Origin of the sequence: Leclercia sp. LSNIH8, assembly GCF_002920195.1 — a bacterium.
In the GTDB taxonomy this organism is placed as follows: domain Bacteria; phylum Pseudomonadota; class Gammaproteobacteria; order Enterobacterales; family Enterobacteriaceae; genus Enterobacter.
The window spans coordinates 15,184-36,287 of the sequence record NZ_PQJY01000006.1 but is presented as its reverse complement, the minus strand read 5'-3'; the positions used below and the strand labels follow the sequence as shown (position 1 = coordinate 36,287).

21 protein-coding genes and 1 pseudogene are annotated in these 21,104 nt (G+C 49.6%); 19 read left to right on the top strand and 3 right to left on the bottom strand.

The annotated features are described in order from the left end of the window. Nucleotides 1-59: 59 nt before the first annotated feature. The 10 genes from C3406_RS17310 to C3406_RS17260 all read left to right on the top strand — a co-directional run bounded on the left by C3406_RS17310 (nt 60) and on the right by C3406_RS17260 (nt 7,405). Nucleotides 60-671: a polyamine aminopropyltransferase gene (locus C3406_RS17310; RefSeq protein ID WP_022652124.1), complete on the top strand. Its 612-nt coding sequence runs from the start codon at nt 60-62 to the stop codon at nt 669-671. After that, entirely contained in the window at nt 658-1,926 is a 1,269-nt protein-coding gene (locus C3406_RS17305; protein WP_022652123.1) for a DNA methyltransferase, read from the top strand. Before C3406_RS17310 ends, C3406_RS17305 begins: the two co-directional genes overlap by 14 nt. 175 nt (nt 1,927-2,101) lie before the next feature. After that, nucleotides 2,102-2,410, top strand: coding sequence for a hypothetical protein (locus C3406_RS17300; RefSeq protein ID WP_022652122.1), 309 nt, complete (start codon nt 2,102-2,104; stop codon nt 2,408-2,410). Nucleotides 2,411-2,492: 82 nt separating this feature from the next. Then, nucleotides 2,493-2,933, top strand: a complete 441-nt coding sequence (parS, locus tag C3406_RS17295) for a type II RES/Xre toxin-antitoxin system antitoxin (protein ID WP_032610495.1) — start codon at nt 2,493-2,495, stop codon at nt 2,931-2,933. After that, nucleotides 2,930-3,388 (top strand): RES family NAD+ phosphorylase, encoded by a 459-nt coding sequence (locus C3406_RS17290; protein WP_022652120.1) that lies wholly within the window; start codon nt 2,930-2,932, stop codon nt 3,386-3,388. The genes parS and C3406_RS17290 overlap by 4 nt, the downstream gene beginning before the upstream one ends. Before the next feature lie 602 nt (nt 3,389-3,990). Next, the gene (locus C3406_RS17280; RefSeq protein WP_022652118.1) at nt 3,991-4,323 is read left to right on the top strand and encodes a hypothetical protein; all 333 of its coding nucleotides are present in this window, start codon (nt 3,991-3,993) and stop codon (nt 4,321-4,323) included. A gap of 56 nt (nt 4,324-4,379) precedes the next feature. Beyond that, nucleotides 4,380-4,643, top strand: coding sequence for a hypothetical protein (locus C3406_RS17275; RefSeq protein ID WP_032610382.1), 264 nt, complete (start codon nt 4,380-4,382; stop codon nt 4,641-4,643). Nucleotides 4,644-4,872: 229 nt separating this feature from the next. Continuing rightward, a complete protein-coding gene (locus C3406_RS17270; protein WP_015063028.1) occupies nt 4,873-5,679 on the top strand; it encodes a hypothetical protein in 807 nt (268 codons plus the stop codon). Nucleotides 5,680-5,725: 46 nt separating this feature from the next. Continuing rightward, nucleotides 5,726-6,172, top strand: a complete 447-nt coding sequence (locus tag C3406_RS17265) for a hypothetical protein (RefSeq protein WP_015063027.1) — start codon at nt 5,726-5,728, stop codon at nt 6,170-6,172. 177 nt (nt 6,173-6,349) lie between these two features. Next, nucleotides 6,350-7,405, top strand: coding sequence for a phosphoadenosine phosphosulfate reductase domain-containing protein (locus tag C3406_RS17260; protein ID WP_022652116.1), 1,056 nt, complete (start codon nt 6,350-6,352; stop codon nt 7,403-7,405). Between the two features lie 27 nt (nt 7,406-7,432). On the opposite strand, the gene C3406_RS17255 is transcribed toward C3406_RS17260, so the two are convergent. Next, nucleotides 7,433-8,068 carry a hypothetical protein gene (locus tag C3406_RS17255; RefSeq protein ID WP_023279901.1) on the bottom strand — a complete coding sequence of 212 codons (636 nt, stop codon included), beginning with the start codon at nt 8,066-8,068 and terminating at the stop codon, nt 7,433-7,435. A 613-nt stretch (nt 8,069-8,681) separates the two neighbouring features. Here C3406_RS17255 and C3406_RS17250 point away from each other — a divergent pair. The 5 genes and pseudogenes from C3406_RS17250 to C3406_RS17230 form a co-directional block, all read left to right on the top strand. After that, a complete protein-coding gene (locus C3406_RS17250; RefSeq protein ID WP_007897923.1) occupies nt 8,682-9,929 on the top strand; it encodes a tyrosine-type recombinase/integrase in 1,248 nt (415 codons plus the stop codon). Further along, complete coding sequence (locus tag C3406_RS17245; protein WP_040113334.1) at nt 9,916-11,682, top strand: hypothetical protein; 1,767 nt, start codon at nt 9,916-9,918, stop codon at nt 11,680-11,682. Before C3406_RS17250 ends, C3406_RS17245 begins: the two co-directional genes overlap by 14 nt. Next, complete coding sequence (locus tag C3406_RS17240) at nt 11,670-13,787, top strand: hypothetical protein (protein WP_017384059.1); 2,118 nt, start codon at nt 11,670-11,672, stop codon at nt 13,785-13,787. Before C3406_RS17245 ends, C3406_RS17240 begins: the two co-directional genes overlap by 13 nt. Nucleotides 13,788-13,790: 3 nt before the next feature. Next, nucleotides 13,791-14,219, top strand: coding sequence for a hypothetical protein (locus C3406_RS17235; RefSeq protein WP_017384060.1), 429 nt, complete (start codon nt 13,791-13,793; stop codon nt 14,217-14,219). A gap of 90 nt (nt 14,220-14,309) precedes the next feature. Continuing rightward, a pseudogene (locus C3406_RS17230) lies at nt 14,310-14,998 on the top strand (IS3 family transposase); the annotation flags it as partial. A 546-nt stretch (nt 14,999-15,544) separates the two neighbouring features. Here the strand turns inward: C3406_RS17230 and C3406_RS17225 are convergent. Beyond that, nucleotides 15,545-15,853, bottom strand: a complete 309-nt coding sequence (locus C3406_RS17225) for an ArsR/SmtB family transcription factor (protein ID WP_032415288.1) — start codon at nt 15,851-15,853, stop codon at nt 15,545-15,547. A gap of 95 nt (nt 15,854-15,948) precedes the next feature. Beyond that, complete coding sequence (locus C3406_RS17220) at nt 15,949-17,073, bottom strand: alkene reductase (RefSeq protein ID WP_023279877.1); 1,125 nt, start codon at nt 17,071-17,073, stop codon at nt 15,949-15,951. 260 nt (nt 17,074-17,333) lie between these two features. Between C3406_RS17220 and C3406_RS17215 the strand changes: the two genes are divergently transcribed. From C3406_RS17215 to C3406_RS17200, 4 genes are all read left to right on the top strand, one after another. Beyond that, nucleotides 17,334-18,266 carry a LysR family transcriptional regulator gene (locus C3406_RS17215; RefSeq protein WP_158002126.1) on the top strand — a complete coding sequence of 311 codons (933 nt, stop codon included), beginning with the start codon at nt 17,334-17,336 and terminating at the stop codon, nt 18,264-18,266. A gap of 82 nt (nt 18,267-18,348) precedes the next feature. Continuing rightward, the gene (locus C3406_RS17210) at nt 18,349-19,224 is read left to right on the top strand and encodes an MBL fold metallo-hydrolase (protein ID WP_017384065.1); all 876 of its coding nucleotides are present in this window, start codon (nt 18,349-18,351) and stop codon (nt 19,222-19,224) included. A gap of 106 nt (nt 19,225-19,330) precedes the next feature. Further along, nucleotides 19,331-20,182, top strand: coding sequence for a DMT family transporter (locus tag C3406_RS17205; protein WP_023279882.1), 852 nt, complete (start codon nt 19,331-19,333; stop codon nt 20,180-20,182). A 75-nt stretch (nt 20,183-20,257) separates the two neighbouring features. Continuing rightward, nucleotides 20,258-21,094 carry a helix-turn-helix transcriptional regulator gene (locus C3406_RS17200; protein ID WP_023279881.1) on the top strand — a complete coding sequence of 279 codons (837 nt, stop codon included), beginning with the start codon at nt 20,258-20,260 and terminating at the stop codon, nt 21,092-21,094. Nucleotides 21,095-21,104 lie beyond the last annotated feature (10 nt).

Genomic DNA, 21,104 nt, shown 5'->3' with positions numbered 1-21,104 from the left:
TGCTTCACCGTCTTCCTGCGCCCACTTACGTTGAACTGAATCCATTTTAAGGATGACTGATGAAGAGTTGCTTTTCTAATTTACCTGTTAAAGATGGAACATCCGGTGCCTGGACACTGGACAGCTTCGAAATCTCCAAAGATAAGGCGGTTAGCCTTTTCCTCCGTGCCGCTACGGAGGATATCGACGCGGTTTTACAGCCCGGTAACTATCGCCGCCTTTCAAATGGCAGAAATGTGGTGATGACCAATTTGCCATACGAAATCCAACTCTGTCAGGAGTTCATAAAGCGAGCGACAGGGCACGTCCTGATCAACGGACTGGGGCTGGGGATGGTGCTGCACGCCATTCTTCAGAAGCCGGAAGTTAACAACGTGACTGTCATTGAGAAGTCGCAGGATGTGATTAACCTAGTTGCCGAGGCCTTTGCCCACGATCCCCGTGTTGAAATCATCCATGCGGATGCTCTGGAATACTGCCCACCGGCAGGCGTTACTTACGATGTGTGCTGGCACGACGTCTGGGCGGGATTATCGAGTTCAAATCTCGATGAAATGGAAGCACTCGAACGCAAATATCTCCACCTGTGCGACTGGCAGGACTCGTGGGGTAAAGAGCAGTGTGAAGCCGCCCTGGTCCGTTTTTCAAGGATGGCTGATGAGCAACCTTAACAGCGATTTGATTGCGCGGATCTATGCCGCGTCAGACACCCCGTTAACGAACGAAGAGCTGTATCGCGAGGTACAACGCGAAACGGGGATGTCGGATGCAGAACTACAGAAAATGAAGGCGTTCGGCTCGGACAAAATGCGAACCAGCGGCGTCAAGCATCAGGTTCGCTGGTATCAGCAGACGCTGCGGCAGGCCGGGGTGATCGAGCGTGTCCCGGAAAAGCGGGGCGTCTGGCGCTATGCCTTCAAAAATGACAAGAAGCTGCATGAGTCCTGGGACAAACTGTGCGTCGTTGGCTTCTCAACTTCGCTCGGGGCATCGGTCTTCGGGAATGCGTACGCGTTCTTCAGCAACATCAATGAGCAAATCCATCTCTGCCTTACGTCGCCCCCGTTCCTGCTGCGTAATGCCCGAAATTACGGGCACGGCGGCGGACGCGGTGAGCAGGCGTATATTGACTGGCTGCTGCGGATTCTTGAGCCTATCGTGAAGCAGCTCGTGCCGGGGGGCAGCGTGGCGCTCAATGTGACGCAGGACAGCTTTAATCCAGGCAGGCCATCGCGCTCTCTGTATCTGGAAAGACTGACACTGGCGCTGTGCGATAAGCTGGGTCTTGAGCTGATGGACAGACTGAACTGGGTGAACCGAGCGAAACCCCCGTCGCCGACTCACTGGGCGTGTAAACAGCGTGTTCAGCTCTGTTCGTCTTACGAGCCGGTGCTGTGGTTTACTAATGACGCGCAAAAGGTTCGTTCGAACAACATGCGCGTTCTCCAGCCTCATTCAGAGCAGCATCAGAAATTGCAGGCGTCCGGCGGCGAAAACCGCACTACATTTTACGGGGATGGCGCTTACCAGCTTAAAAATGGCGCCTTCGGCAATAAGACAGAAGGGACTATCTCCAAAAATACGCTTATGTTTGGCAATGCCTGCCCGGATACGCGGCTCTGCCATCGCATCGCCCGCGAACTGGGGTTTCCGCTGCACGGTGCAACGTCACCCACTCGACTCGCCGCATTCCTGATCGAGTTCCTCACCAGGCCTGGTGATCTGGTAGTTGAGCCATTTGCCGGTCTGCACAAAGTACCGGTTGCCGCTGAGCGGCTCGGCAGACGTTGGTATGCAACGGACAAAATAATGGAATGGCTCGGGATCTCGCGCAGCCTGTTTACAGAAATGCCGGGATACCAGAGCAGCCCGATACTCGATGACCTGGTTGCCCTTTACCGTGATGAACTGCGGGAAGGGGGATGAGCTGGGCGGTTTAGCCTGGCCAGCAGCCGGAAGTGACGCCAGCGGGGATGTCCTGCGGCGACGGCGCTGACAGAAAATGATTCAGCAACATACCGGCGTAATGGCCACCAGGATTCTTCTCCCGGATGCCTTAAAAACGACGGCGACAATTTTAATCACTGAAGGGAGTGTGAGCATGAAGAATTTGACTGAACAGGTTTCCCCCATTGAACTGCAAAAGGGCGACCGTGTTGAAGCGTACGGCGCATTAATGGAAGTGATGCACATCGTTGAATCCGGCTGTGATGTCCCCGGCGGCGTCCGCGTTGCCGCCTGCGTCTCGCGGGTTATCGGTGACACCACCGGTACTATTCCGCGTGGATGGCTGGAAACGCCCGAACAAATGTCGGAACGGGGGGCAACCTGGGCCGCAGAGCTTCCGGCTGGGCTGTACTGGAACATTCAGGGCAATGCCCATGCCAGAGTCAGCCGGGTGACGAACTGACGTTATGAGAAAGGTGAAAATATTGCCAGTAGTCACCCATATGGTATAATTGACATACCAAATGGGAGGGTCGGTTATGACTATGAAAGTTTTTTCTCCAGATTTATCCAAAATGAACCCGCACGGCTTATGGCAGGTGGTGGGTCTGGATAATGACGGCATTGCGCTGATGGACAAAATTAGCCACGGACTGGAAGGTAAAGTCGCTCATTCCATTTCTGAATGGGCGAACATCACGCCGTCGGAACTGCGCAAAATGTCCGGCATTCCGAACACCACCTTCAATCGCAGCGTAAAAGCCCGTTTCACTGCGGATCAGAGCGAACGTCTGGTGCGTATTATTCGCGTCATTGAACGGGCTGTAGAGCTGTTCGAAGGCGACAAAGAGGCAGCACAGAAATGGATGAACGAGCCAAACCGTGGCTTGAGCTGGAAGACTCCGGCAGATGTTGTCTCTTCGGAAACCGGCGCACTCGAAGTGATGCGCCTGATCACCCGTATTGAACACGGAGTCTATTCGTGATCCTGTATCGGATGACCAAGACCCGCTATATTACGACTGCATGGTCGGGATTAGGTGCGAAAGAAGCGGGAGGCCGCTGGAACAGTGTCGGCACAGCACTTGTCTATCTGTCCGAGACGGCCTCTCTGACCATGCTGGAGACGCTGGTGCATATCAATGCCCCGCAGCTTCTGGACGCTTACACGCTGCTGAGCATTGATGTCCCGGATGACCAGATCCAGGCCTTTGACTTGAACCTGCTGCCGCCGGGCTGGGCAAGTGAAGATGCGCCCGCAGAACTTGCCCTGTATGGCGATAACTGGGCTGAAAGTGGCTCTTCTGTTGCCCTGCGTATTCCCAGTGCATTATCTCCGGTGGAGTTTAACTACCTTTTAAATCCGGCTCATCCGGCGATTTTTGATCTGATGAAAACCGTCCAGAAAATTCCTTACCAGTACGACACACGGCTGAAATAGTTTCAGGTTTATATAACCTCCTGGATTGAGATGATAAATGATGACAAGCGAAAAAATCTTTAAAATCAGTGTATCGCTCGTTGTGTTATTTTCTTTCGTTTACTGGGGGCTTGATCCCGAATTTATCTGTAAATTTGCCAGTGACCCATCCAGTACCTGTGATTATTCTGAGCGTATTCCATTGCTTAACTTTATTTCTTCAGTATGGGCATTGATGCTGACTGTGACTCTGGCTGGCATTCTCGTTAAGTGGGTCAGAAAAAATTAGCCGCAGCTTTTGAACCGGGACAGGCTCTTCATAACGTCTTGTGTTCCGTCTGGTATTGCAACCGGGGCAGAGAGTATTTTACTTCAGATAATAACCTGAATATTTGAAATATACTTTTATACCAGACGATGCAGGTTCGTTGCGTACTTAATTCCGAATATGTCAAATGTGAAATGAATTGCAATCGGATAATGTGATTTTGCTGTTTCCAGATTTGTTCTCTTCCTGTTTTATTCCTCTATTTTTAAAAATTTCGCTTTGTACTTATTAGCCAGTGAACCGACTTTGCTAAAATATCCCTACAGCAACCCAACTGACGGTCGAGGTTAATAGTATGGAATCCGAACAGCTCATCACTAAAATTACTCAGACACTGAAACGCCCCGACGGCTCTGAAGTGCGTATTGTGGTGCAGCAGTCATTTGGCTTAGGCCTCACGCCTTCGCTGGGTGTGTATGTCCTGCGTCGCCCGACCACTGTCGACAACTGGCAGTTGTGCAAAAACACACCGCACAAGGACTGGCGCACCATGTCGGTGGATGAATACCAGAAACACGGGCGTTCTGAAATGCTGCGGTACGTCTCCATCGGCGAAATCCTTCGCCTAAGCGCCGCGATTGGCAAACCGATGAGCTACGTTGATACCTGTCCGGGTTTACAGGGCTGATGGTGTATTTTACCCGTAGCAGAACTGACAAATTTAAAAATTGCAGACGGAGAAAAATGATGATTAACAAACAGGGCAACGCTGTAAATCTCCCGGACTTAAGCCGACTGTATATTATCTCAGGCCGCATGATGTTTGATGATGAGGAAGAAGTGATGCTGGTTGAAGCCGACTCCTCCGGTGAAGCAGAAGCGGCATTCCGGCGACATATCGCCGACAGAGAGGCACACATTGAAAAGGCACTTGTCATTTCGTCGGCGTCCCTTCAATCACTGTTACCAGACCGGATCATTGTTTCCGCCCTGACACATACCTTATAACTGAATCTTTCCCATTTAATAAATGCCGCCCTTGTGGCGGTTTTTTATTTTTTCCGCATAATTACTTAATGCCGCCCTCTAAATAATGGCTGGATTAATAAATATGGCGCCTGTCTTCTCTATAAAAACTTCGAAAATATTTCATTTCGGGTTATTAGGTGCGGGTATCTGTTTTGATATTATCTATTCACAGACAGCAATCACACTTAATTAAATAAGGAGTTATGCAATGGCAAATAATTACACTCAGGCATCCTTCACAATTCTCTGTTCACAGGAACAGGCTCAGATGGCTCTGGACGCGATTGCGTATGTTACGGACACGGATGTGTCGGAAGGTGATCACCTGCTGTCTAAACCTGCTTCAGAGTGTTCCCTCACTGAACTGCTGGTCCTGGGTATTATTCAGAACCACCCGGAGTGCGATCCGTTTGAGCCGACTTTTGGTCAGCCGGAGTCACCAGAAGACAATTACGAGCTGGAACTCAAAGCGGAAATCACCGGTAGCGGTCTGGCAATCAGCCATGATGAAAGCATTAACCTCGACCACGCAATCGCGGTAACAACTGCCGTGTTGTCGGTGTTTAACCTGCCTGAAATGGTCACAATCAATGCCGCTTTCGTCTGCGACCGACCACGCGAAAACGAGTTCGGCGGTGCGACAATCGTGGTGACTAAAGATACACACCACTATGAGGAAGGCTTTAATTTTTCCCGCCTGATGAACGAAGCCCATGATGCCGGTGTTCAGTATGCGTTGGTGAAAGTGAACCAGTATAACCACGAAAACACATACACAGAATGCTATCTGATGAGCTGCAAAGCGTCTGAATCGCCTTATGACGTTGCACGCCACCGCCTGGCCTCGGACGAGAGTACTTCTGACGATCCTGATGAGGATGGAGTCATCATTCTCAGCGAAGAAGACAACACCAGCATGGCGCTTCACAGCGTCACCGAACTGACGCCCGTCGTGTACGACAGCCTGAGCAAATTGCTGCCTTCGCTGGACGTATTGTGCCCCGTGACTGCCTGATAACCCTAGATTGCCACCGGGACAGCCGGTGGCATGGAGAGCTGAAATGTTCAATAAACTTTTGATTGCGTCCGCTAGCTGCATCAATGAATTTGCGAGTGAAGTCCCGCAAAGCGTCTTCTTTTCCATTGATACATCGCTGGCTCAGCGTATCCGTGAACTGGCGGCATACGTGAAAGAGAATGATTTGTACGTTGCAGAGTTTTTCTTCTATGACTGCCTCTGGTCCGAAACATCGGAAGAGGACATTGAGGAACTCATGGCGAAGGCTGCATTTATTGAAAGTGACAGTAACGGGCAGGAAACCATGCTCCGGGACGTCATGCCGTCCTCTCGCACGGAAACAACTTCCATCCGGGTCATGAAAGAATCATTTCAACTGACGGCTGTACCCCGCCATTGCGGTGATGACATGATGCTCAATACCCCCAGAATTCCGTTGGCAGAGCTGGAATCAAATACGACGGTTTTAATTACCCAGCAGTATTCGTGAGAGCGTGGTAAAGATAATATATTTATTGCCGCGTAATTCTATTTATTCAGTGCTATTTAGTTAAATTGGCATAATTCCAATTTAACTAAATTTATCTTCACATATTGCACTGAAGATATTAGATGGGTTTAATAAATAGCGCGATAATGCAGCGAAAGCCAAAATTCAGGAAATAATATGTATATCGAAATAAAAGAAACATTCCTTGAATTACCCTCAGAAATTCAATTTTCTGAGGCGGCTAACGCTGCCATTCTGACGCAGGATAAATGGGGCGATGTCTGGCAAACACTGAAGACCGATGCGGATCTGAATTATACCGATGCCGGTGAGCCGGTCAGTCTCGCATCGCGCGTGACGACGGCAACCAGTGCCATTTATCATGCGATTACCGAAGGCTGGACCATGTGCGTCGGCTACAGCGGCGGGAAAGACTCCCACTCGCTACTGCACCTGTTCCTCATGGCCCTGATCCGTGCCGTACGGAACGGGTCGAACGTCAGCCAGCACCACTTCATTCAGATCTCCAACACCCTGATTGAAAACCCTGAGATGCATCATCAGTCCACGCAGGTTCTCAGCCAGCTCCGAGCCTTTATTGCCGAACAGCAACTGCCCGTGACCGTCCTGGTGGCCCACCCGTCCATGACCCAGAGCTGGGTCGGACGCATTCTGACCGGGCGCGGACTTCCGACCTGGACAAATTCCAATACGCGTCAATGCTCTACAGATCTCAAACGCTCTCCACTGCGCCAGGCCAAAGCCCGTTATTTAAAAAATGCACCAGCTTCCGTCCGCAACAAAGTGTGCCTGATGCTGGGTTCCCGCGATGATGAGAGCGCCCGTCGGGCAGGCAACATCCTCAGAATGGGCGGGCAGTCGGACAGCGTCTCGCTCACGGAGCTCGGCGGCGAACTGTACCCGGTGAAAGAGTGGCGGACACAGGATATCTGGTCATTTCTGATGGCCTGTGGTTCGCTGGCGCGATTTCCGCTGCCAAGCTTTTTGCCGGACAACTTCAGCCTCGCCACGCTTTACAAAGACGCGACCGGGGAATGTATCTGGACGCCGGAGAAATACACGGCCCGGTCTTCTGCCTGCGGCGCTCGCTATGGATGCTCGCTTACTCTTGTTTTTATGTATTTAGAGTTAAACTCTACTTTTCTATTTTTAGAATTCAAGCTATTCATCGTAATTGAGAGATATCCTTTTAATGTTCAGCAAGCCTGTTAAAAGCACTTTATCTGAACCGCGTTTTGCCTAAATCCTGCTCAATATATACTCTCCCTGAGTTCTGAAATCCTCAAATTCCCCAATCTTAAAGCATTGATACATAGATGATGTCAGATAATGCGCAATCATCTCACCGCCAATATGGATCCGTTCCGGGTGTGAGTATGTCGCCTGTATAGCCCTTTGTTCATTCATCATTACAGGAATTGTCTGCAACAAATCCCCATCCAGGATTTGGCACTCAGGTTTTACTCCTGTTCCGTATTGTAATTGCTCTGATTCGAAATCATGGACTGAGCGATAGGCGAACGAAACGATATTTCCTGTTTCCTCGCAAATTGCGAACTGATAAACACTGGTTGTCACCGTTGAAGAAGAGGGAATTGCATGGTCATGCTTGTATTGTTTCCACAGCCTCCTTAGACAGGCCGATGTATGATAATTGAGATTTTGTATACCTGATACGACCATTCTGGTTGATGCTTCAAGCAACCAGGTGTTAGAAAATCCACCTGCCCCCGTACCTGCTATGATGGTTCTTAGCTGGGGGATGTAACCTGCTTTGGAAACAAAAGATAACGGCTCCCCATTATCGGTGACGGCAAGGGTATCTGTTACAATCAGTGCTTGTGCTTCGTCTGTATAAAATATCAGTGATGACATATTTTCCTCATCCAGAAAAGACATTACATGAATCACAGAACAGGTCACTACAACCACGTGAAAGGGAGTCAGACCATTTTCCAGAGGTAAATATATTCTTGTGTTTGGACGCGTTGCGGTTCTCTGTAAAAAATATATAGCACAAACAAAAGTCCCCGCAGGGATAAATATAGTTATATGCGCTTTTTCTGCTGGCTTTTACAATTGAAAGTGACAGGTAAACGAAATGTGTTACAGGTTTCTTTTGCTTTTCGTTGGGTTCTGTATATGCGAATTTACCCTGTGTGTTATTTTTGCAATGGACTCAGGCTGTATTCAATCAATTAAGGTTTACTTCTGGCATTAAGATGTATCCGTTGCCTGTTTTTTAAGGGCACGGTTTGTGCCGGGAAATGAAAATCACATCTTAAGTTCTTCACTCAAAGGATTTGTGATGTTTATCACGTATGGTCCGGGTAACGTGTTGAGGTCAATGTATTGCATCGTGATGGTGTCGTTACATCTTTTACTTTCCTCCTGATTTGCATATTCACTCCCGGCAACCTGGTTGTTTGTTTTTTCTTCTTCCGGATTTATAGTGTAGGCATGAGGTGGCGTTTCAGGGCGACAGACTGTGAGGATAATCACTAACATTCATGCGCGTTATGGGCGTGTCAGCAAACTGGATGCAACAGAGCCGAAACTGAAATTTGAACCCGGATTTCTGTATGCTGAAATACCTTATATTAGCGGCATCCAGAATCGAAAACTGAGCCGATATGTACACTTTTATCTTATGGATAAAGCTATCCTGCAGGCCAGGGATTTAAAGCCTTTAGCCCGGGCATTTTTACGCTGGATAAGGTGGCTGGAGGATAACGGACTTGACCCTTTCACCCCGGGAACGTTGAAATACCAAAGCCCTACATATGGCTTCAGGGAGTATCTTCTGGGGGCCGTAAGGCAGGGGCGCATCGCCTCATCCACCGCGGCGGTGTACATCAGCGTTATCCGACGGTTTTACGTATTTCTGGGCAAGTGTGGTGAGCTGGCTGCCAGCTCATTTTTTACGTTGGTCGAAAAAGTCGTTGACGGGCGACGCAAGGTGATAAGTTCGGATCTTGCCATCAGGATAACCAGCACAACAAAAAGGACAATCAACCCACTGAATGATGCAGAGGTTCATATCCTGGATGAGGCACTGAAATCTGAGTCCGGGTTGTTCAGTTTAATGATTGTGCTGATGAAAAATTGTGGGTTACGGCTGGATGAAATGCTGACCCTGCCGTCGTCACTCTTTACTGAAGAGTACCTTGCCAGTGTCCCTGTATCTGAGTTGACCATCAGGGGGCTTCATATTGGTCCGAGATGCGGAGTTCATACGAAGTTTGGGATGACGCGAGAACTCTTCATCACCAGACGATTGTACGAGCAGGTTCTGGATTATCTGGCGGATGAGGAGTATGAAAAGAAGATCCAAAAATGGCGTGCACGACAGGGTGGGGAAGGGCGGCACGAGCCTTTATTTTTAATGGCAAACGGGAAACGGATGTCTGAAAAAGCCTTTTACTCCCGCTGGTACAGTTTTCGCCATCGCCTGGCCCGGTCTGCTCCGGGAAATGTGTTCAGACATAAACCCCATGATTTGCGGGCAACGTTTGCGACCCATTTTTTACGCTCGGCACTGAGTTGCTATCCCGATCAGGCCGCAAATGCGCTGGGTACAGTAAAATACTGGATGGGCCATAAAAGCGAAAATACGACGATGAAATACATCGTCTTTCTTCAGCAAAACCAGATTTCTGATGCAGTCGCCGGGGTCATGGACGCATTGATTGACGGTGCTGCAGGTCGCGATGGAGCCATATATGAGCCGGAGTGAAACGCAGATAACGTGGATGGCCGAAAATGTGCTGTCATGGGAGACGGTCAGCGGACACATCACTCAGCGGGATCTGAACCGATATTATTTACTTGACGTTTATCTTCAGGCTCATTTTTCAGATTATGTGTTGCTCCCCGGATGGTTTAGTGAACATTCGCATCTTGCCCGCCCTGAAAAACGCGATTTTATTGCCTCTCTGAAACGATTTCTTCTGTCTTACCGTCCCGCCGGAAGGTTAACCATTTTCCGTTATCTCAATATGTTTTTTATATGGCAGTCAGTCAATCAGTATGACTATGGCACGGCTGAAGGCGTTGAAATGTATATTAAACATCTCATGAACGATATTCGTCGGCGAAAAATTTCAGTCAGGATGGCAAGACACTACTTGTCCGTGGTCAACCGGTTTTTGCTTACGGGCGGGCAGATTCAGAGGCGGTATGAATATGAATTCTTACCGAAAGGAACGTATCAGCAGCAGGGAAGGGATAGCTATACCAGGAATGAACTTTCCGAGATCCTGAGGCAGTTGTCATCCATGAATGAGTTCCTTGCGGGATGTATCCGGGAGCATATCGCTAAATCGGAAAAAGGGGTGCGGCATTTCTCACCGTCTTTGCTGGCACCTGTTTATGAAGCGTATTTCCGGTATCCGGGAGAGAACGGGGTCAGCAGGGCAGAGATCATCATCAGGGACGTTCTGGAAAATTACTTTCTTACTTCTTTTTTTCTGTTCTGTTACCACACATGGGGAAACACCTCTCAGGTTCTGGGTCTGACGCGGGATGATATACATCTGGATGAAAAGGGTATCAGCACTGATTATGTTTATAAGGGGAGAGCGAATAAGTATATACGTCTGACGATAGGTAAATCGGAGTATGTGACCAAACGTGCGGGCTATTACTGGTTTCTGTCTTTTATCAGGCTCAGGGACGACATCGTTAACTATCTGGTTTCCGCAGATAACTTCCCTCCGGTACAGGCGCTGTTTCTGAGTGAGCCGCAGGTGAAATTCCATAAGCTTTATTCTCTTAATCCCAGTCATCTGACTAAATTTTCTAACTCTGAGGGGGCGTGGGCCACGATGCGGCAGCTTAATCCCTCGCTTCCATCAATTACCGTTTCTGGCTTGCGCAAAACGTCTGAGCAGTATACGGACAGAACATTAAAGAATGGTCTGATTACGGCGGAAAAAGCACAGCATAACTGGGGCACTTACAGGCGGAATTATGCTGCAGGTAACCCACAGGGGGCGAAGGAAAACTTCAGTGCTGCACTTGATACGCTTATGAATCAGGGGATTGCGACACGTGCGTTATCCGAGCGGGTAAAAGTTGCTGATGAGCTGGGGATCGATCTGCGTGGAAGCGATGAGGGTGTGGATCTTTTATTGAATGGCCTGGGATGTCGATCGCAGGAGCCGCCTACAGATATTGAATTGCGCTTTATAAAAAAGCAAAAACGATTTGGCCGGACACCAAAGGCTTGTGCGGATTTTTCTCATTGTGTCGAATGTTCAAAAAGTTGCGTTGTGGAAACGCTGGAGTCTGTATGGCTCCTGCTGTCATTCAGGCATGCTATCGAGTATGGAAAACCGTTGTACATCGGTTCGGTCAATGCTGTGGAGCGTTATGAAACGTTACTCCTGAAGATTGATTTACGGCTTGGGCTGGTAGATGAGGCGATCCTGAAAAAAGCGCGCGTTAAACTTCAGCGAGAAGGTGTGGCTCCGGTATGGCAGATTTGAAGAAAAAAGAGGTAAGCCGTAGTCGAATGGCGGAGTTTCCTGCCGGAACGCCGCTTCGTTCAGGGGATGAGTTTCCGACTGAGGATATCATCTGTGAGGCACTAGAAAACAAAAGCTTTGAACGTCTGAATAACTGCCTGGTTATCGCCAGCTCAGATGAACATGATATGCGTTTTATCAATGAGGAGACGCTGAATATTTATTTCAGGGATGATGTCTGGACCAATCGCTATGTCAGAACCCATATTGGTGAAACGTTAAGAACCGTTAATTTTTCAGGCATACGGGATCCTGAACTGCGTCTTGAAGCCAAAATCATCTCAGCCAGCCTGCTCTGGATTGTCGGCAGGACCGCGAAGACGCAGTCCCTGATCCGGAAATGTGCAAACATTGTGGCGGGAGCCCGTATTATTGAGTCTATGGGGTATCGCAGTCTGTTTCAGCTTCGTTTTCCGCTTGTCCGGAATGCTTTCATTGTAAAGATGAAGGAGGAGGATGAGCACGGCAGGAAGCGTTCTGAAAGAACATTACGTAATTACTTTATGGACCTGGCGGATATCTCGCTGACAGGTCATACCCGTCTTCGAAAATACGGTTACTTTCCTGATATTAGCTTCGACAGTTACAACAGTGTGGATGATTCAAACCAGACATATTGTATGCCTTTCAGTCTTATGATGTCTGTCTGGGAAGGGCTGATTACTGAACTGGATGCTGAAATCAGTGATTTCGATTTTGACGGGTTTTCCCGGCTGTGCGCTATCATAAACGGTTTTTATGATTCGCCTTACTATACGTCGATGCTGGAAGCCCGTAAAAGAGGGACAGCAAAAAGCATACCGGATTACCGGGCCGCGTATTACTACAATATTGTTGCCGGGGAAATTCGGGCGCTTTTCGCGACACTTGGCCCCGGGATGCAGGGCTGGTTCTCGGTACATAAAAATAAGCGCTGGAGATCTGATTTTATTGGCGTTGATCACATAAAGCTGAACACCTGGCATTTTGAGCTGACGTTAAAAGTCATGAATGTGATACAGGCCATGTCGGGGATGAGACACAGCGAAGTGCTTGGCGTGATGCACGGTTCACTGATTTATGATGGTGATATCCTGGGACTTCGTTCGGTGTTGCATAAGTTCGCCCCGGAAGGTGGAAGTCACGAAGACTGGGTTGTTTGTCGCTATGTGGAAAAGCCTTTTCAGCATTTACGCAGAATTAATCAAATCATGACAGGCCTGGACGGGAAGACGCTGGACAATGTTCCATTGTCTTTAAATATCAGGTCGTGGTTCTCGGAGCAAAAACTCTCTTTTATGGGGACGCAGCGCCAGACTGAGTGGGCAAAGAAATTTGTGAAAAGACACCATCTGTTCATCCGACGTGACCATATTGATGAGTTCAGGCTTTTAAATCCAAACATACGTGATGATGAACGCGTTGCGATGGAGATTCGGGAGGGGGCTTTCTGGCCATTGCGAACCCATCAGTTTCGCCGTTCACTTGCTGTACACCTCAGGCGTCTTGATCTGATTTCTACTAATGATCTTATCCGGCAGTTTAAGCACTTAATCAGAGGCATGACGGAGTGGTATATGTCCGGTGCACTCAACGCTTCGCATTTTAGCCGGGCGATCCCTCAGGCATTCGCTGCCGAGATTGAGAGGGTTGATACCGAACTCTCAGCTTCCAGGGCTGTTTCTTATCAGCATGAAGGCCTGCTTTATGGCGAAGGCGGGAAGTTACTGATGTCCCAGAGAGGTGGGCACTTACATCAGATGACGTTTCCTACACTGAAAAAAGCGATGAGCATGGCTAAACGAGGCGGGCAAAAACTGGTATCTCTTGGAAACGGTTTTTATTGCATGAATGGCCATGACTGCGAGTTTAAGGCGGTTGTTCAGTCAGCGTCCTGCAATCCGGGATGTGAGAACATGCTGGCCGGAGCTGATTCTGTTCCCGTGTGGAAACGCAGGATGGCTCATTATGACAACCTTCTGGAGATTGCCGTGCGAAATAATGCTCCTCAGGCTGACAGGGATTTTCTGATGCTTGAGAGAGATTTTTATGCAGATGCTGTCCGTTTTTTTGAAAAGGATGAATAGAGCATGACGAACGAACAGTCGGGGGTTAAAAAAACACAGGCAAGAGCAGAGCAGGCCCTGAGGGAACTGATGTTATCAGGGGAGCGTATCAGCCAGTATGCTGTGGAAAAACGAGCGGGGCTGGCAAACGGCACCCTGAATTATAACTGTCCTGAGTACAGGCAGGTCAGGGAGGCTATCCGCAGTCTGAAAAAAACGTGCCAGGGCACCGCGCCGGTTGATGAGCAGGGCATTGAGCAGCAGATCAAGCTGAAAGAAAAGTATCGCCGTCAGAGAAATGAGCTGAGGGAAGAAATCAAAAAGATGATGGCTGAAAATGTAGAGCTGTTACATAACCTTATACTTTTACAGCAGTATGTCAGGGAGCTTGAACGCAACACCGGGAGGGAGAAAGGGGACGTCATTCCGTTCTCGGGTGGTGTCAGGGACTGAGGCTATACTGAACGGAAGGACGCGAGGTGAATCGCCACAGGTTTAACAGACACCTCAGAGTCATTTAAGATGACTTAAAGAGAGGTGCCCATGAGCGGTAAGCGTTATCCTGAAGAGTTTAAAATTGAAGCAGTCAAACAGGTTGTTGATCGCGGTTATTCTGTTGCCAGCGTTGCAACGCGTCTCGATATCACCACCCACAGCCTTTACGCCTGGATAAAGAACTACGGTCCGGATTCTTCCACTAATAAAGAACAGTCAGATGCTCAGGCCGAGATCCGCCGTCTTCAGAAAGAGCTGAAGCGGGTTACCGACGAACGGGACATATTAAAAAAAGCCGCGGCGTACTTCGCAAAGCTGTCCGACTGAGGTACGCCTTTATTCGTGACAACACCTATTGCTGGCCTGTTCGCCTGCTCTGTCGGGTGCTGGATGAACATCCCAGTGGTTTTTACGCCTGGCTTCAGCAGCCGCATTCACAACGCCATCAGGCAGACCTGAGACTGACAGGACAGATTAAACAGTTCTGGCTGGAATCGGGATGCGTCTATGGTTATCGCAAAATCCATCTGGATCTGCGGGACAGCGGGCAACAGTGCGGAGTGAACAGAGTCTGGCGACTGATGAAACGTGTCGGGATAAAGGCTCAGGTCGGATACCGGAGCCCGAGGGCATGTAAAGGCGAGGCCAGTATCGTGTCGCCCAACAAGCTCCAGCGACAGTTCAATCCGGATGCTCCGGATGAGCGTTGGGTAATCACAGCGTGGTTTCCTCAAACCCTCGCTGTGAATTAACTGAAATACTTCATTGAAGCTGTAACCAAACAGTTAACTGAAAGAATGAGCCCGCAGAGCATTGCACAGCGATGACACCATTTGTTGAGCTTCACCGTTTTCGCATACAACCGTCCGGAATTTGGAAAAGCACTGTCTTTTTGTACTGACCGATCATGATTAAGTGACACCTCTTCGAAAAAGAGAGCGCGATGAGCGATTAATATATGGCTCGAAAGACAATTATGTTGGGCTTTTATGACCGCTGTCAGAGGTATTATCTTACCCGGACGGCAACAGGGTCGGAATGTCATCAGCGGCACTGTAACAAGCTATCCGCCATCTTAAATATCTGCAGGTCCTTGCACCGAGTATGCACACCAACCGACAGAGTGATTTGACCCAAACTGGTGGATATTTTGCAAAACTATTAGCCTCTTATGACCGGTCTGCAGCCTGATATTGAGGAATTAGTGCGCTTTCATGGAATGCCTGCCGGGATCGCAAGTACGAACCCCCGGTACTGTTACACTGAATGTGCTCAGTCCTGTATCAGATTGTATTTTTCAGCAACTCAAGAACAACCCTTATTTTATCATTGTCACGTTTGTAGTACGTCCAGGGACCGATGCGCTGAGAAGTAACAAGTTGTGCCCGTTGAAGAGCTGAGAGGTAAAGAGAAACGGTAGACTGTGAGAGCCCGACCTTTTCCTGAATGATACTGACACACACACCGAACTCGTCCGCATCAGCATAAGGCTGATGGAAGTGTATTTTCGGTTCCTTGAGCATATGCAGAATTTTTCTTCTAACAGGGTTTCCCAGCGCCTTAATCACGTCATTCAAATCAATATCAGGCATAAACTCTGTCACTTGTCGCATTGAGGAATTGCAATGTTACGATACTTCTCTACGTTAAGCATCAGCTTTTGAAAAGCTGATGCTCATAAGAATGGTTAGCCAAAGGCGGGATAATCTGTGTAGCCTTTTGCCGTTCCACCATACATGGTTGTTGGATCGACCGGATTCAGTGGCCATTCATGATAAAGGCGCTGCGGTAAATCCGGATTAGCTATGAACGGGCGGCCAAATCCGATAATGTCTCCCCAGCCAGCACCGATAATCCGTTCGGCTTTTTCTTGCGTATATCGCCCGGCATACATAATTACACCGCTGAATAACTTACGGACTTCAGCTCTGAATGCTTCAGGCAATTCGGGAGCATCATCCCAGTCGGCTTCAGCAAGAGAAATATAGGCTATTCCGATTTCTTCAAGAATTTTAACGGCTTCGGTATAGGTTTCATGGGGATCATCTTCCACCAGGCCAAGATAGACCCTTACTTCATCCGTGGTCTGAAAGAGCGGAGCAAAACGGACTCCCACACGGTCTTTACCGACCACATCAGCGACAGCCTGCGTCACTTCGCGCAGAAACCGCAGCCGGTTATGTAATGAGCCACCATATTCATCCTCTCTTTTGTTGCTATGGGATGACATGAACTGGTTAACCAGGTATCCATTTGCACAGTGAATTTCCACACCGTCAAAACCGGCATCAAGGGCGTTCTGAGCTGCCCCGGCGTACATCCTGACAATCTCACTAATTTCCTCTTTTTCCAGTGCGCGGGGGCAGGAAGCGGTAGCCAGCGCACCCTCTCCCGGCCCGGTTTCGATGAATACCTTAACGTTTTCCCCTGCCGGTATCGCCGACGGAGCGACAGGCGAGGCGTTACATGGCTGCAGGGAGTTATGGGATACTCTTCCGACATGCCAGAGCTGGGCAAAAATGATGCCTTCTTTTTCATGCACTGCCCGCGTCACTTTCTTCCAGCCTTCCACTTGCCGTGAGCTGTAGATCCCCGGGGTCCACGCATAACCCTGCCCACGAGGTTCGATTTGTGTTCCTTCGGTCACCATAAACCCGGCACTGCTGCGCTGTGCGTAATATTCAGCCATCAGTTCGTTCGGAATATCACCCGGTTGTGAGCTCCGTGAGCGGGTTAAAGGCGGAAGTACAACACGATTCTTCAGGGTGTAGGGACCTAGTCTGGTGGGAGAGAACAGGTTTTTCGTCTTCATTACATATCCTGATATAGCGAATTTTCAATATCACTGAAACGCCATGTCTCAGCATTTACGACCTGGCATGTCGTCGTTCGGCCGATGTAGCCGCAGAACCACGACACTTTATTCCACATATTGAGATTTACCAATATCTAGATTTATAAAAATTATGATCGGATGAGCGGAACGGGGGGGTTGCCTGATGGCTCACAGAATCGGCATCATGAACCTAAATGGTTCTGATAATGTTATCGGAGATCCTGAACGGGAACGGTATGCGTCACGATTTTAATGACTATGTTGCATTCATGGCAGTAGCACAGGAGTGCAGTTTTTCACGGGCTGCTGTCCGCCTCGGGATCTCGGCATCCACGCTTTCACACACGATACGTCGTCTCGAGGAGCGCGTTGGCATGCCGTTACTTATGCGTACAACCAGGCGGGTGGCTGTCACCGAAGCCGGTAAACAATTATTACTGACGCTTGAACCCGGTCTTGCGCGCATTGAAGCGGGCGTGACAGCTCTTCAGAGACTGCGCCATACACCGGCTGGGCTGGTCAGACTTACGGTATCAGATCACATGATTCATGAATGTCTCTGGCCACGATTATCACCGTTACTAAAAAAATATTCGGATATCAAGGTGGAAATGTCGCAGCAGAACGGTTTTGTCGACATTGTTGAGGGCAATTTTGATGCCGGAGTCCGAATTGGTGATGACATATTAAAGGATATGGTGGCCGTCCGAATCGCACCGGACATACGGTTTGTCGTCATTGGATCGTCCACCTATCTTGCAGAAAGAGGTCTGCCGCTACATCCCTCTCAGCTGGAAAAACATGACTGCATCAATATACGTCTGTCACCCACAGGCCCGCTGTATGGCTGGGAATTTGTCAGGCAGGGGGAGATTGTGAAAAAAGTGGACGGGCAGCTTACTTTTTCAAGCATTTATCCAATGCTTCAGGCAGTAAAAGATGGCTACGGCCTGGCCTACCTGCCGGAGTCTTCTGCCCTGGCGGGGATTGAGGCGGGACACTATTGTCGGGTGCTTGAGGACTGGTCAGAGGCTTTTCCCGCCGACATGATAATTCCAATAATGTCCATTACAGGCTCCGGTAAAGATAATACCGACACCTTACATGAGAAAGGCAAAAGCAATATAACCTGCTGTGCTCCGGATTTTAAGAATGAGCGGTTTACGTAGCAGGATGAGCAGTTCGAACCAGAAATTTCGTTACTATTGCTAAAGTAAAACCTGATGACCTCTAATCGTAACGGAGACCAATATGACTTCACAACTGAACTGGCAGGCCCCGGCTATCAATCGCAAAAAAGTAGGTGACATGACTGTGACCATGCTGAGTGATGGCTATCTGGACGTATCTTTTGAGCTGCTGTCTGGTATTGACGGCTCACGTGCCGAGGATTTACTGCAGAAGCGCGGTGTGCCAGCAGTACCCCGTATTAATATCAACGTCTACGTTATCCAGACGCCTGAGCGAACCATCCTGATTGACAGTGGTGCCGGAGGTATCAATGGCTGGGGCGGTCGGCTTCAGGTAGCCCTGGCCGCGGCAGGCATTGACCCGCTTCAGATTGATACCCTTCTCCTGACTCACGCGCATCCTGACCATATCGGCGGGCTTGCAGGCCCCCTGCAGACTCCCGTTTTCCGCAATGTTCAGCAGTTGTTTGTGCATGAGAAAGAACTCGCTTTCTGGCGTGATGAAACCATTTCCGCTGGCGCGCCTGACGCATTCAAGCCGTTCTTTGAAGTAGCAAGGAACGCCTTCAGCGCTTATGACGACAAACTGGTGCCATTCCGCGAGGAAGCGATTTTACCAGGTATTCAGACTGTACCGCTGTTCGGCCATACACCAGGACATACCGGTTATCTGCTGGGTGATGAAAAAGAGTCGCTGCTCATCTGGGGTGATATTGTTCACTTCCCGCACATTCAGGTTGCTCAGCCTGACGTTACTATCGCGTTCGACAGCGATCCTGCGGCGGCGGCGGCCATCCGTAGCAAAGTGCTTGACCGCGCAGCGAGCGATAACCTGGCTGTCAGTGGTATGCACTTCAACCTGCCTACTACCGGTAAGGTTATCCGTGAAGGTAACAGCTTCGCACTGAATTACGACCTGTGGTCACCCGCAGTCTGATCACCTTCCTTCCCGGTGCACACAATAGTGACCGGGAAGATCCCCTTTCATATCGCCCGACAAGAACCCACCTGCAATACTATGAATATCACTGCCTCACAAAAAAATGGCTCATTACTCTTGCGCCCTGGCTTTTTGTATTCCTCTGGAGTCAGGGTTTGTCGCAGCCAAATTTACCGTGCAGTACAGCGCGCCGTTTCATCTTTTATTCCTGCGTGGCGCATTTTCCTGTCTGGTCCTTCTGCTGCTTACACTGGGGTTCAGGGCCCGTTTTCCGTCCGGCAGAGGAATGGTTCGCAACCTGATTGTCGGACTTTTCCTGCAGAGCTTCTTTCTGGGCGGATGCTTTTATGCCATCCATCGTGGCATGCCGTCAGGCATTGTGGCGCTCATCACCGGCCTGCAGCCGGTACTGACTGCAATACTGGTTTCACTCATGCACCGTCAGTCCCTGCATCCCCGGAAATGGCTGGGTATTGCGATTGGCTTTGCGGGCGTTTTCCTGGTGCTCTCGCCAGGCCAGCATAGTTTTGCACTGGATCCTGTGGCTTTTGGGTCGGTCATGCTGGGGTTATTTGGCGTAACGATCGGAGCGCTTTATCAGCGCCGTGCTCAGGGAGATGGACATATCTTTGCGAACACGTTTTTACAGTACGTCACTTTGACAATATCGATGGGTGCAATTAGCCTGATGTTCGAATCTGCTCCGACGCAGTGGAGCTTATCATTTGCGCTGGGTCTGGGCTGGCTGGTTATTGGCGTATCGGTTCTGGCGATTATGTTGCTGATTTTTATGATACGAAGCGGTGAAGCAACCAAAGTCGCTACTTACTTTTACCTGGTTCCCATTCTCACGGCAGCTGAAGCGTGGTTGCTGTTTGGAGAGGCCATTACATTGCCCATGCTTGTGGGTATGGCAATAACTATAATCGGCCTGATTTTTGTCATCCGGGAATAGACAACCGCACGCGTCGCTGTATGCTTTTGTATATGGCGACGTATAATAGCGGTCAAAGTCAAATTCCGGATGAATATGCAAACAGTCAGCTTTTCCGATTCTCCCGTTGATGATCTCCTCGCTGAGCTTCTTACCCTGGCACGCTCCCGTTTTCCACTTCCCTGCGATTGCCTTCGCGCAGAACAGACGCATCAGGTAAAGAAGTTCGAGGTGGAAGGTGCGACCCTTTCCTTCCCGCTGGAAGGAGAATTCCGGTATCGTGAAAATGAGAAATGGCACCGGGTGATCCCGGGCGAGATTATGGTCGTCCCGAATGCCCGTAGCATCGATATAGAATATGCCCCTTCAGAACAAAGTGGTGAGTTTGTTGCCCTGAGCGTGGTGCTCGCGGAGGAACAGCTTGAAGCAGCCAGGCTGTTACTTGCCGCACCACCACCACAGGACACCGGCAGCATCGCAGCCATTTCCGTATCAGCTCTTCTTTCACCCCTTAACCGCTGGACAGCCGCAATGCGGGAAGGGAAGCGTCCGCTTTCCCTGCACGCCATGGTTGAAGTGGTGCTCTGGCTTTATGGCATGGGATACCATGCTTTGCTGCGAGCCCGGCAGCCAAGTCTGGCCATGAAAATCCGTCAGATGGTAGCGGACAAACCGGCTCATCCCTGGAGTGCTGCTGAAATTGAAGATCTGACGGGACTCAGTGGCCCCACGCTTCGGCGCCACCTGGCCAGTGAGTCAACCAGCTTACGCTCAGTTATCGCCGATGCACGTATCGCGGAGGCTCTCCGCCTGCTGATGACATCGACGCTGCCGGTAAAAACGGTCGCGGGGCGGGTGGGTTACAATTCACTATCGAGCTTCAGCAAGCAGTTTTCTGAACGCTATGGAATCGAACCTTCAGGGTTCCGCTGACTTCAGTTCG